The sequence below is a fragment of the Amycolatopsis sp. NPDC049253 genome, from assembly GCF_040678995.1.
Classification (GTDB): domain Bacteria; phylum Actinomycetota; class Actinomycetes; order Mycobacteriales; family Pseudonocardiaceae; genus Amycolatopsis.
This window is the reverse complement of sequence record NZ_JBFAQX010000001.1, coordinates 430,956-443,050: the sequence shown is the minus strand read 5'-3', so window position 1 is coordinate 443,050 and position 12,095 is coordinate 430,956. Positions and strand designations below refer to the sequence as shown.

Genomic DNA, 12,095 nt, shown 5'->3' with positions numbered 1-12,095 from the left:
TCCATCATGGATGATGAATATGAAAAGACGCACTACCGGGGATTCGGACCCGTCCTTGGGCTGCCGATCCAGAACGCCCGAGTGGATCTCACGGCCTTTCCTCCGGATCTCCAGGCCGTCGTGCAGGAGTTGTTCCCGCCCGTGCTCGAGAGGGCCAAGGAGCCGCTGGTCGGCATCACGACGGACGGGCACGTCATACCCGATCTGTTCGCTCTCCAGGACACTGGCTGGAACCCTGAGCCCGCGAGCAAGGCGGCGACCGCCTTCCTCGAGTGCCTCACTCCCGCGCAGCGCAGAGACGTCCAATTCGCCACCGACGCGAACGAATGGCGTATGTGGGTCAATGCCTTTCCGAACTGGGATCCGCACGGCCTGCGCCTGGAGGACCTCGAGCCCGCGCATCGCGAGCGCGCGCTCGCGATCCTCGAGGCATCCTTGTCCGCCACCGGCTTCTCCGACGCTCGAACGGCCATGAAACTCAACGCCGCACTCGGCGAGCTGATCGACCAGTACCACGACACTCTCACCGAGTACGGTTATTCCTTCGCAGTGTTCGGCATCCCGTCGACAACGGAGCCGTGGGGATGGCAACTGTGGGGCCACCACCTCGACGTGCACTGCTTCATCATCGGCCGGCAAATGGTCCTCACCCCGACTTTCATCGGCGCCGAGCCCACCGAGGCCGACCGCGGTACCCACAAGGGCCTGCGCCTGTTCGATGAGCAGCGGGCGGCCGGACTCGACCTGCGGCGCAGCTTGCACCCTGAACAGGCACGTCAGGCCGTTCTCCACACATCGATCCGGGTGCAGGACCTGCCCGCCGAACTCGCCGACCCGGTCAACGGCAGGACCCTGGGTGGCGCCGCCCAAGACAACCGCGTCATCCCCTACGCGGGGCTACCGGCCAGCGGACTCTCCCACCGGCAACGGGAGTCGCTGCTCCGATTGGTGCAGACCTACGCGCAGCGACTCCCGGACGGTCCAGCCAGCGCGTTCATGGAAAGCATCGTGCAGCACCTCGACGAAACGCACATCGCCTGGATCGGCGGAAGCGGCGACGATGACGCCTTCTACTACCGCGTCCACAGCCCCGTCGTCCTGATCGAATACGACTGCCACCAAGGCGTCTTCCTCGACAACGACCAGCCCGAACCGTTCCACGTCCACACCATCGTGCGCACTCCCAACGGCGGCGACTACGGACACGACCTCTTGCGCCAACACCTCGCCCGCCACCATTCGCAGCAACGCATCGGACGCTGACGACCACTCATCCGACCTCGGCTTGTCGTTCAGCCATCGACATCTGGAGCAAGGCCGAGCAAGCGACCCGCACCGCGCAAGGCCAACACCAGCAGCCGACCCGGACCGCGCAGCAGCAAGCCGAAGCGAACGGCCAGGCCCCGCCGCCCGAGAAGCCGTTCACGATCCGGGCGAGCCTGAACGTGCCGTCGCAGCCTGACGGCTTCGGGCTGCCCACAGTGTCGGCTTCTCCTCCATCTGTCGCTCGATGGCCGGCCCGTATCCCGCATGATCGGCAAGCGCTGTCCAGCCTCATCGCCACACTCCCTGACCGTCACGATGGGATTTGGTGCGGCGAAACTGGCTTCAACAGGCTCTATCGCGCTGGCCGCTCCCAGGCAAAGGCGCCCACGTTGTGTTCGTACTGTTCGGCAACGGCGCGTTCCAGTGTTCATCGGCTACACAACCCCGAGGCACGCGAGGTCAGGTCTCAGCTACCTCACCGCACCGATGGTGAACCGCGACGCGCCGCGGTTCAGGGTTTGCGGGCCACTGCGCCGACCATGATCCGCTGTGCGATGTTGGGTTCTGTGAGGAAGGGGCCGTCCGGCCACCAATCGATCAGCGGCACGATCTCCGGAGTGCGGCCGGGCCCGGGCGCGATGAGCTCGGTCTCGCGGAACAGTGTCGACGACGTGGGAGATGACGACTTACGAGCCGGAGGGCAGTCGCTTCACGAACTCGGCCGTGACCTCGGCCGGCCGGCCGCGCTCACCCTTGTGGTGGTGCAGGGTCGCGACGAACAGGACGGCGATCGGCCGGTCCCAGTCCAGGTGCGCGCGCACGAGGTCGTCGTCGAGAATGCTCTCGGGTCCGAAGAAGTCGGCTTCGAGGTAGCGCGTGCGGTCGTTGTCGTCCAGCAACGCGCGACCGTACGCGGCCCGGGTGGAACGCCCGTCGCGGGCTGCCGTAAGGGTCAGGACACCGGATCGGCGGCCACCAGCCTGAGCGCCGATCCGGTTCTGAAGGGTGGGGCCGTACGGGTGAGGGTCACGCGTGTTCCTCCCGTCCTACACGCGGTCAGTCGGCGACGTTGCCGCTCGCGACTCCCAGTGATGGGAGCTGTATCCACGTCCCGAGGAGCCCAACCCCGGTGGCGTCCAGCACAGAACGGCCACGCTTCAGCCCCCACCACCGCTTCCGGGCGGCAGCGGGGGACGCCGCGCTGGGCAACGCTGAGGACATCGAAGGCACTCCCAACACACTCCACGAGCCGGCGCTGATCGCGGGCGCGTGGGTTCCCACCGCCGCCGATGCCCGGGCGATGGGTCCAGAACGTGCCGTGCGACGGGCAGTTCCGGCCATCGAACGCAAGACGCCGCGGCGGGCCAGGGACTCGGGCTCACCGCGGCGTCGAGGGAGTTAGGCCTCGATCGGGCTGAGGACGAAGATCGGCATCTTGCGGGTGGTCTTGGTCTGGTAGTCGGCGTAGTCGGGCCACGCCTCGACGGCGCGGTCGAACCAGGTGGCGTACTCGGCGTCGTGGACTTCGCGGGCCTCGTAGTCCTTCTTGACCGGGCCGTCCTGGAGCTCGACGTGGGAGTTCGCGACGACGTTGTAGTACCAGACCGGATTCTTCGGCGCGCCGCCGAGCGAGGCGACCACGGCGTACTCGCCGTTGTGCTCGACGCGCATCAGCGGGGTCTTGCGGAGCTTCCCGGTCTTGGCACCCACGGACGTGAGCAGGACGACACGTTCGCCGGTGGGGTGGGCGGTGCCCTCCCGGCCACCGGAGGACTCGATCAGCTCCGCCTGGTCACGGCTGAAATCGAAGGGGCTCGGCTCGTATTCGCCGGTCAGCGGCATGTCCGCACCTTTCGTGTCGGGGCCTCATCCTGAGATCCATAAGCGGACTATACCCCGCTTCGAGCGCCGGGCGTGATCGCGGCGACACTCACGGCGAAGATCAGCCGCAGACGCGTTCGACCAGGGTTTTCCAGCCGGCCGCGAGGTCCCGCGGCATCGTGGCGGGGGCGGTGCCGTCCGAGGCGCGCAAGTAGAGCAGGAGCGGGCCTTCGAGCGCGGCCGTCAGCTGCAGGGCCAGCGCGTGGATCTCCGGGACGTCGGGGCAGGCCTCACGCAGCAGCATCTGCACGTGGAACAGCGACGGGCTCGCCGCGACCGGGACGGGCTGCCCCGGGTCGAGCGCCGCGCGGGCCAGCGCCGTGCGTTCGATGAGGAACTCCATGCGCGCGTGGCCGAAGGCGACGAGGCGTTCGACGGCCGGCGCCCCCGGGCCCAGCGGGGGCGCGCCGTTGAGGATCTGCTCCTGGAAGGCCGTCTCCTCCACGTCGAGCAGCGCGAGGAAGATGCCCGCCCGCGTGCCGAAGCGGCGGAAGACGGTGCCCTTGCCCAGGCCGGCGCGCTCAGCGAGGCCGTCCATCGTGACCTTGTCGGCGCCGAGCTCGGCGACCATCGCGCGTGCGACCTCGATCAGGTGCGCGCGGTTGCGGGCCGCGTCGGCGCGCTCCTCGCGCGGGCCGCCCAGGGGGATCGCGATGGGTTCCACGAGCGGCACGCTACCCGTCGCAGATCACCGCAGGGTGGACGTCGCGAGATCCCCACGCGTTCGGAGCCGGCCGGGGACGACCGCGGCTTGGCTACTGTGGACGGTCCCGTCGACCGCGGTACCGGTTTCGCCGGCGGCCGCGGCGCGGTGACTCAGCGGTCGGACACCGTCGTGACGAAGCGGACCGCGATGTCGCGGAGTTTGGTGTTGGTCGTCTGCGACTCGGTGATCAGGCGTTCCATCGCTTCGTCCGCGTCGATGCGGTGGATGGCCATGAGCATGCCCTTGGCCTGCTCGATGACGGCGCGCGAGCGCATCGCGTGGTCGAGCTGTTCGGCGCGGCTGCGAGCGGCGCGGTAGCGGGCGTGCGTGCGCAGGCCGAAGGCGACCATGGTGATGTAGACCTTGAGCAGCTGGCTGTCGAGCTCGCGGAAGCCGTGGTCGCCGAAGCCGAAGAGGTTGAGCGCGCCGGAGAGGTCCTCGTCGATGCGCAGGGGGGCTGCCAGGTAGCTGCCGAGTCCGAGTTCCTTGGCGACGTCGGTGAACTCCGGCCAGCGGTAGTCCGCGGCGGGCAGCGACAGGCGGACGATCTCGCCTGTGTCGGCGGCCTGCAGGCAGGGGCCTTCGCCGGCGGCGTACTGCGCGGCGTCGACCTGGGTGGCGCGCGAGTCGGTGGTCGCGGCCGTCTCGCCCTTGCCCGAGCGGATCACGGTCACGCTCGCCATGTCGGCGCCCGGCACGGCGCGCACGGCTTCGGCGCAGATCACCTCCAAGAGCGCGGTTCCCTGCTCGTCGTCCTCGAGGGCGCGGGTGAGGCCGTGCATGGCCTCGGCGAGCTCGTCGAGCTCTTCCGACATCTTCGTCTCCTCATCCACTCCGCCTGTCTCCTGTCGTGCCCGTGCAGGCGGGGTTCCGTTCCCGCCGGCCTCCGTGAAGCCGCTGGGATCCCAACGGAACTTTCGCGATTTTACCTGGTCACGCAGGGCCGGCGAGTACCTCTTCGGCTTCGTCGAGCCACGTCGTGAAGACCGTGTGCGCCGCGTGGGCCAGAGATGGGCCGTGGGTGGTCGCGTCGGTGCGGAGGGTGCGGGGGTCGACGCCCGCGGTGGTGAGTTCGAAGGTGTGGCCGATGAGCCACGGTTCGAGGCGCGTGTGGTCGGCTTCGAGGTGGAACTGGAGAGCGAGGGTGCCCGGGGCAGGACTGAAGGCCTGGTGGGGGAAGCCGGGGGTTTCGGCCAGGGTCGTCGAGCCGGCGGGGCTGGCGAACTGGTCGCCGTGCCAGTGGAGGACGGGGACACCGTCCAAAGGGGACAAAATCGAATCCCGGCCGGCGGGGGTCAGCGCGAGCGGGGCGTAGCCGATTTCCTTCTTGCCGGTCGGCGTGACGTCGGCGTCGAGGGCGGTGGCGATGAGCTGGGCGCCGAGGCAGATGCCCAGGGTGGGGCGGCCGGTCGAGAGCCGCGCGGTGATCGAGGCGAGCTCGGCCGACAGGAACGGGTACGACCCGGTGTCGCCGACGCCGAGGGGGCCGCCGAGGACGACCACGACGTCCGGGGTGGACAGCAGCTCCGGCGTGATCGGGTCGACGCCGGCTTCGAGGTAGTCGACGGTGTAGCCGCGGGCGAGCAACAGCGGTTCGAGGACACCGAGGTCCTCGAACGCCACGTGCCGGACCGCCGACGCGCGCTTGGTCACGCTTGCTCCTCCGGGGCCGCGATCACCACGAGCACCTCGGCGGGCTCGGGACTGATCGACTTGACGTAGTGGGGAATCCCGCCGCGGAAGTACACCGAGTCGCCGGCGGCCAGGCGTTCCGTGCGGTCCGGGAAGCGCATCTCGATCTCACCGGAGCGCACCAGGATGAGCTCGTCGCCGGAGTGGGCGCGGTAGAGGCACTCGACCTCGTCGGTCGGCGGGTGGATGAGGAACGGCAGCATCTGCTTGCCGACCACGCCGCCGGCGAGGTGCACGAAGCTCGAACCGGAGTCGGGGACAGTCGGATCCGCGGCGGCGCCGGTGCGGCGGACCTCGAGGTTGGCGCTGTCCCGTGCGTCGCCGAAGAGCTGGGTGACGTCGACGCCCAGGGCCTCCGCGAGGCCGATCGCCACGGCGATCGAGGGCGTGCTGTTGCCTCGCTCCACTTTGGACAGGTACGACTTGGTGAGGCCCGTGCGGCGGGCGAGCTCGTCGAGCGTCCAGCCGCGTTCCTGGCGCAGCATCCGCAGGGTCCTCACGTGTCGCAGCCTCTCACCTGGCCATCGTCTCATCATGATACATAGTTGCCAATAGGAAACCTTGTGTCATGGTCATGGCCGTCGTGATCGAGCGCTGGGGCGACGACGACGGCGGCTCGTTGCGCATGCCCGCCTCGTCGTGCGACATCACGCCGCTGCCCGAGCCCCTAGGACACGGCGGTTTCGGACTCGGCAGGTTCGGCCGCCGCGGTCTCGGACTCCGCGAAGGGAACCGCAGCCGGGCTTCCTTCCGCCGAGGCCGCCCGGCGCTTGCGCAGCCGCCGAACCACAAGAACGACAACGAGCACCAGCAACACCAGCACGACGAGCAACGTCCACGGAACGGCCCAGCCGCCGGCCGGCTCCGTCACCACGGCGAGCGGCGCGACGGAGCCGGACGCGTCGGTGAGCAGCGGTGTGATCGAGACGTCGGCGGCCACCCGCACCGAGGGAACCACGCCGTGGACGGGCACCGAAACGTGCCAGGTCTCCCCCGGCAGCAGCTGCGGCGAGTCCGCGATCGCGGCGGCCGGGGCGCTCCAGGCGCCGAACAAGCTGGAGACCGAGGCGCTCTGGCGGGCGGCGGTGATCGCGTTGCCGGTGTTGCGCAGGGTGTAGGACAGCGTGGCGTCACCCGTGTCGAACGGGTTCGCCGTGCCCGAGTAGTCGACGTGCGCGTCCTCGACGGACAGCGCCGGCGTCAGGTCACCGCCCACGCGCAGGCGGATGCGGATGCCGAGGCGGCGTTCGACGGTGCCCTGCTGCACCGACGTGACGATGCCGCCCAGGAAGTCACCGGCCTTGGTGCCGGCCGGGACGGCGATCGTGAAAGGCACGTCGGCCGATTCGCCGGGTCCCAGCTTCAGGTGGTCGCTCGCCGCGCGCGCCCACGCACCGACGCCGACCGACTTCTTGTCGCGCGCGAGGAGGTCGACCTGCCCGTCGGGCCGGGTGAACGCGTCCGCGGTGTACACGGCCAGCTCCAGCGGCGCGGTGCCGTTGTTGACGACCTTGAGGCCGTCGTGCACCTGCTCCCCCGCCTCGGCGGTGTAGCCGTAGTTGACGCGATCGGCGCCGAACTCGTTGTCCGCGGTGCTGACGGCCCAGGGCACCGTGTCCTGGGAAGCGGTGTCCTGGGCGGCGGCGGGCATCGCCGTGGTGGCGGCGAACCCGGCGGCGAGCAGCACCGCGGCGAGCGCGCGGGTGAGCGTGGAACGCATGTGCAGTCCTCGGGCAGGTGGGCAGAACGGAGGGGCGGCAGGGGCGGGCGCCGGCGAGCACCCGCCCCTGCCTGGTGGATCAGGCGAGTCAGCTCAACGCGGTGAGCGTGGAGCCGAGCTTGCCGAGGGTCTGGCTGACCCAGCACGGACCGTCGTGACCGTGACCGTCGTTGCCGTGGCCGCCGTTGCTGCTGCCACCGCCGTTGTGGCCGTCGTTGCCGTGGCCGTTGTCACCCTTGGTGTGGATGACGACCTGGTCGATCACGGAACCGACCTTGCCCGCGGGCGAAGCGCCCTCGTGCGGACCGCACCACTTGACGTTGCCGCGCTCGACGGCGGCGTTCGGAGCGGCACAGGTGCCGCTGCGGACTTCCTGGACCTCGAGCTTGTCGTCGCGCACCTGGACCTTCACGTACGTGCGCACGTGCTCCTGGTTCTCGACCGAGTTGGCCCAGTGGTTGTCCGGGTTGAGCGGGTCGGCACCGTAGTTCGGGTCCTTCGTGGTGTCCGGGTCGGTGAGGTCGTAGTACTTCGACCCCGACGCGGAGTTCGCCGTCACGTAGACGACACCACCCGGGCCCTGGACCACCGAAGTGGCGCCGGGCTGCTCGGCCGGGTTGGCCTTCTTGCCGTTCTTGATCACGTAGCTGCGCGAGTAGCTGTGGTCGTGGCCCTGCAGGACCAGGTCGACACCCAGGTTCGAGAACGCCGTCGGGAAGTCCTGGCGGCGCAGCTGGTTGTCACCGTCGTTGGCGTGGTCGGCCGGCGAGTAGATGGAGTGGTGGTACACGAGCACCGTGTACTTGGCGTCCTTGCCGTGCTTCTTGATCACGTCGGTGACGTAGGCGATGTGCGCCTCGTCCGCGTTGTTGGCGTAGGCGTTGCTGTTCAGGTCGATGAACAGCACACCCTTGTAGGTGTACCAGTAGTCGCCACCGGAGTTCGTGTTCTGCGAGCCGTTGTAGAACGGCGTCGAACGGTCGGTGTTCGGCGTCCAGAAGTGCTGCTCGTAGGCCTTGCCGCCGACGTCGTGGTTGCCGATGGTGGCGGCCCACGGGTACTGGCGCAGCTTGTCCGAGCCGAGGAACGCGTCCCAGTCGGCCTCGGTGTTGGCGGTCTCGACCTGGTCGCCACCCGACACGAGGAGCTCGGCCTTCGGGTTGGCGGCCAGCGACACGTTCAGGGTGTCGGCCCAGCCGGCCCCGTCCTTCGCGACGTCGCCCGACGAACCGATCTGCGGGTCACCGTAGAACAGGAAGTCGAAGTCGCCCTTGAAGGACTGCGTCTTGAAGGAGTACGTCGGCGACCAGCCGTCATCGTTGCCGATGCGGTAGGAGTACGCCGTGTTCTGCTGCAAGCCGTCGAGCGTGGCGTGCGCGTTGAACCCACCGTTGACGGCGTTGCTGCCGATGACCGCCGAGAACTTCTTGGCGTTGGTGGGGAACTTGCCGTGGTTGAGCCAGTTGGTCGGCACCAGTTCGACCGTCTGGTCGGCGTTGGTGTCGGTGTACCAGGACAACACGCGCTGCGATTCCTTGGCGCCGACACCGAGGACGATGGTGTTCGCCTTGGCCGGCGGGGTCGGCGTCCACGTGGCGGCGGTCGCCGAGCCCGTGCCGAACGCCAGCATGAGGCTCACGCCCACCGTCGCGATGCCGAAGGCGAGGTTCCGCCCGGATCTGGAAGGTTTCATCGGATGTGCTTTCCCTTTCGGGTCAATGGGTCGGGAAGACCGATTAGTAGCGTTTCCGCCCATGGTGTGCGTTAGGTGAACTTCGCCGGAAGGACGGGTGGACCACCCAGGAATTACGTGGTCAGCCCGCCGCGATGCGCTCGACGAACCACGTGAGCCCCATCACGGACACGGCCGCGGCGATGACCCCGGTCGTCCACTGTGGAGCGAAGGTCGCGCGGCGGCGGATCAGCACGAGAAGTGGGAAAACGATCGCGATGATCGCCAGCTGCACCGTCTCGATGCCGACGTTGAACACGAGCAGCGACCACAGGAGTGTCCAAGACCACGCCGTGTCGATCCCCAGGGCCGAAGCGAACCCGAGGCCGTGGCAGAGCCCGAAGCAGAACACCACGGCGAGCCGGATCCACCCGGTGCGGTCGAGGCTGAAGTGGCCTTCGCCGGTGAGGTCGTCCTCGACGCCGTTGACCTTGCGCCGCCACAGCCGCCACAGCGGCCAGGCCGCGACCACGGCGATCGAGAGGGCGATGAGAGGCTCGATGATCGCGGCGGGCACCGTGACCAGGCCGAGCGCCGCCAGCACGAAGGTGACGGAGTGGGCCAGCGTGAACGTGGTCGCCGCCAGCACGATCTCACGCAGGCGCCGGGAGCCGGCGATGAGCGCGAGCAGGAAGAGGATGTGGTCGAGACCAGTGAGCAGGTGCTCCGCGCCGAGCCGGAAGAACTCCCAGAACCGCTCGCCGAACGACTGCTGCGTCGAGAACGACGACTGGTGCGCGTCGAGCGCGGCACTGCCCGAGGTCAGGTCGAGGTCGTAGGTGACGACGGTCTTGGTGTCGCGGACGTAACCCTCGGCGTCGGGGAACAGCGCGCTGCGCACCTCGTGGGCAGCGGCGCTGCCGCAGCGGTAGTCGAGGTCGAGCAGCGCGTAGGGCACACCTTCCCGCTGCTCCATGCGGAAACCGCCGTCTTTCGTTGGCGTGCAGGGACTTTCCGTGCTCACGTGGAAGCGTTCCGTCACGTACTTGAGCACCGTGGCCGCGTGATCGTCGAGCGCTTTCGCCTGTGCGGCGGAATCTTTCGCGTCGAACGCGGCAGTGCTCTGCTCGAACAGCGGGTCGTCGTGCTCGTAATCAGCGGCCGACACGACCAGCAGGTCGTATTCGAGCCCCAGCTCCGCGCGCACTTGCCCGGACCCGGGTGAGGTGACCTCGGCGTAGACGACCGAGGTGAACCCGTGCGCCGAGGCGGTGGAGGTACCGAGAATAACCGCCAGCGAGGCGAATGCGAAAACCACTGCCAGGCGGGCGAAACGTCTGCGGGGGCGGGGCATGGACTTCCTCTTTCCGGTTGCTCGCCCGCACTTTGCTGGGCCCAGGCGAACAAACGGCAGAGAGCGGGCGAACATGCAGCGACCGGATTCCGACAGAAGAAAGCGGCGCACCGGAAACGGGTGGCGATCGGGTAGGAAGGACACCGACCTGCGCACCACTGCCCCGAAAGGACGATCCGGCTTGCGTTCACGATTCGTGGTCGTCGGTGCACTGACGGCAGTGCTGCTGAGCGGATGCGGCGCCACCGACGACTGGTCGGGACCACACCCCGCGCCCACCGCGGTCGGGGTGCTCGGCCAGGGCTTCACCAGTACGCCACCGACTCCGGAGGCGACCATCACGCCCCGGCCGGGCTCGTGGGACGCCGTGCACCCGGCGCCGGGCTACCGCGTGGTGCTCCTGACCGCCGGCGACGACCCGCAGACGAAGACCCTGGTCGGCGCGGTCAAAGACTGGGCCTCGCAGGAGAAGGTGAGCCTCAAGGTCGTCACGGCCAACGATCCCCTCCACCACACCGACAGCATCGTCGACGCCATGAACCTCGCCCCCGACCTCATCATCACGGCCGGCAGCGAGCTCGTCGACGCGATCACCGTGGTCACCGCCAGCCACCTCAACCGGCAGTTCCTCGTGCTCGGCGCGGAAATCGCGGAACCGACCGTCAACGTCACCGCGGCCAACTGGGCGGGCGCCACCTTCCGTGGCTCCGGACTCACCACCGCTACGGGTGACGACCCGGCATCCTTCACGCCGGCCCGGGCGGCGGCAGCCGTGCGGGCCGGAGTGGCGAGCGTCCTGAGTGGACTCACGGGGATCGTCATCCGGCTGAAGTAGACACGGAGAAGGGAGGGCAGCCGGGGCTCCCCTCCCTCGGGCTCGGTCCCTCCCGGCCGGATCACTTCCGGATCGTGAGCAGATCCGGAAGGTCGATGCGCTCGTAAAACTCGCGGTGGATGCGGTCGGCGACCGCCGAGACCTCGGCCGAACCGTCGTCGGACGGGTCGATGATCACGCGGTAGGGACGTTCGCCGCGGGGCAGGGCGACGATGCGGGCGATCTCGGCGGCGACCGAGGAGACGTCGGCGTCGGCCGGCTCGAGGGCGGCGAGCTTGCCCGAGACCTGCTCCATCAGGCCGGCGTACTTGGTCTCGTAGTCGGCGACCACGGCGTCGTCGGCCGGGCGGCCCGAGTGGGCGAAGTGGTTGGTGCCCGAGGTGAACGCACCGGGGACCACGATCGACGTCTCGATGCCCCACCGGGTCAGCTCGGTGGAGTAGCTGACCGCGAGGGCGTCCATGCCGGCCTTCGCGGCGAAGTACGGCGCGAGGTAGGGCGGAGTGCCGCCCTTGACGCTGGAGCTGGAGACCCACACCACCAGGCCCTCGCCACGGCGGCGCATGCCCGGCAGCACGGCGCGGTTGACGCGCTGGGTGCTGAGCACGTTCACGTCGTAGAGCTCGGCGAGCTGCTCCGGCGTGAAGGCCTCGGCCGGGCCGGTGACCATGTGGCCGGCGTTGTGGATCAGCACGTCGATGGTGCCTCTGTCGGCCTCGATCCGCGCGACAGCCGCGTCGATGGAGTCCTGCGAGTTCACGTCCAGCTCGATGGCGCGCAGGTCGACGCCGTGTTCGGCCGAGTAGTCGGCGACGGCCTGGACCTGCGGGGCGTTGCGGCCGATCGTCTCGCGCATGCCGGCGTAGACGGTGTGGCCCTGGGAGGCCAGCGCGCGGGCGGTGAGGGCGCCGAAGCCACTGGAAGCACCGGTGATGACGATGGTCTGGGACATGGGAGTTCTCCTTCGAA

The 12,095-nt window shown here is 69.0% G+C and carries 12 protein-coding genes; 2 read left to right on the top strand and 10 right to left on the bottom strand.

Annotated features, from left to right (window positions below; translation table 11 throughout):
* The first annotated feature begins 6 nt into the window (after positions 1-6).
* Positions 7-1,263 carry a DUF3500 domain-containing protein gene (locus AB0K15_RS02235; protein WP_364044514.1) on the top strand — a complete coding sequence of 419 codons (1,257 nt, stop codon included), beginning with the start codon at positions 7-9 and terminating at the stop codon, positions 1,261-1,263.
* Positions 1,264-1,952: 689 nt separating this feature from the next.
* On the opposite strand, the gene AB0K15_RS02230 is transcribed toward AB0K15_RS02235, so the two are convergent.
* The 9 genes from AB0K15_RS02230 to AB0K15_RS02190 all read right to left on the bottom strand — a co-directional run bounded on the left by AB0K15_RS02230 (position 1,953) and on the right by AB0K15_RS02190 (position 10,291).
* Entirely contained in the window at positions 1,953-2,165 is a 213-nt protein-coding gene (locus AB0K15_RS02230; protein WP_364044511.1) for an SAM-dependent methyltransferase, read from the bottom strand.
* A 499-nt stretch (positions 2,166-2,664) separates the two neighbouring features.
* Positions 2,665-3,108 carry a nitroreductase family deazaflavin-dependent oxidoreductase gene (locus AB0K15_RS02225; protein WP_364044508.1) on the bottom strand — a complete coding sequence of 148 codons (444 nt, stop codon included), beginning with the start codon at positions 3,106-3,108 and terminating at the stop codon, positions 2,665-2,667.
* 100 nt (positions 3,109-3,208) lie between these two features.
* Positions 3,209-3,811: a helix-turn-helix domain-containing protein gene (locus tag AB0K15_RS02220; RefSeq protein ID WP_364044505.1), complete on the bottom strand. Its 603-nt coding sequence runs from the start codon at positions 3,809-3,811 to the stop codon at positions 3,209-3,211.
* A 152-nt stretch (positions 3,812-3,963) separates the two neighbouring features.
* Positions 3,964-4,668 carry a GAF and ANTAR domain-containing protein gene (locus tag AB0K15_RS02215; RefSeq protein ID WP_364044502.1) on the bottom strand — a complete coding sequence of 235 codons (705 nt, stop codon included), beginning with the start codon at positions 4,666-4,668 and terminating at the stop codon, positions 3,964-3,966.
* A 118-nt stretch (positions 4,669-4,786) separates the two neighbouring features.
* Positions 4,787-5,506 (bottom strand): glutamine amidotransferase, encoded by a 720-nt coding sequence (locus AB0K15_RS02210; protein ID WP_364044500.1) that lies wholly within the window; start codon positions 5,504-5,506, stop codon positions 4,787-4,789.
* Positions 5,503-6,045 carry an XRE family transcriptional regulator gene (locus tag AB0K15_RS02205; RefSeq protein ID WP_364044497.1) on the bottom strand — a complete coding sequence of 181 codons (543 nt, stop codon included), beginning with the start codon at positions 6,043-6,045 and terminating at the stop codon, positions 5,503-5,505. Before AB0K15_RS02205 ends, AB0K15_RS02210 begins: the two co-directional genes overlap by 4 nt.
* Before the next feature lie 167 nt (positions 6,046-6,212).
* Positions 6,213-7,265 (bottom strand): DUF916 domain-containing protein, encoded by a 1,053-nt coding sequence (locus AB0K15_RS02200; RefSeq protein WP_364044494.1) that lies wholly within the window; start codon positions 7,263-7,265, stop codon positions 6,213-6,215.
* Between the two features lie 88 nt (positions 7,266-7,353).
* Positions 7,354-8,958 (bottom strand): metallophosphoesterase family protein, encoded by a 1,605-nt coding sequence (locus AB0K15_RS02195; protein ID WP_364044491.1) that lies wholly within the window; start codon positions 8,956-8,958, stop codon positions 7,354-7,356.
* A 121-nt stretch (positions 8,959-9,079) separates the two neighbouring features.
* Positions 9,080-10,291, bottom strand: a complete 1,212-nt coding sequence (locus AB0K15_RS02190; protein WP_364044488.1) for a HupE/UreJ family protein — start codon at positions 10,289-10,291, stop codon at positions 9,080-9,082.
* A 181-nt stretch (positions 10,292-10,472) separates the two neighbouring features.
* Between AB0K15_RS02190 and AB0K15_RS02185 the strand changes: the two genes are divergently transcribed.
* A complete protein-coding gene (locus AB0K15_RS02185) occupies positions 10,473-11,126 on the top strand; it encodes a hypothetical protein (RefSeq protein WP_364044485.1) in 654 nt (217 codons plus the stop codon).
* A 61-nt stretch (positions 11,127-11,187) separates the two neighbouring features.
* Here the strand turns inward: AB0K15_RS02185 and AB0K15_RS02180 are convergent, their stop codons facing one another.
* Complete coding sequence (locus AB0K15_RS02180; protein ID WP_364044482.1) at positions 11,188-12,078, bottom strand: SDR family oxidoreductase; 891 nt, start codon at positions 12,076-12,078, stop codon at positions 11,188-11,190.
* Positions 12,079-12,095 lie beyond the last annotated feature (17 nt).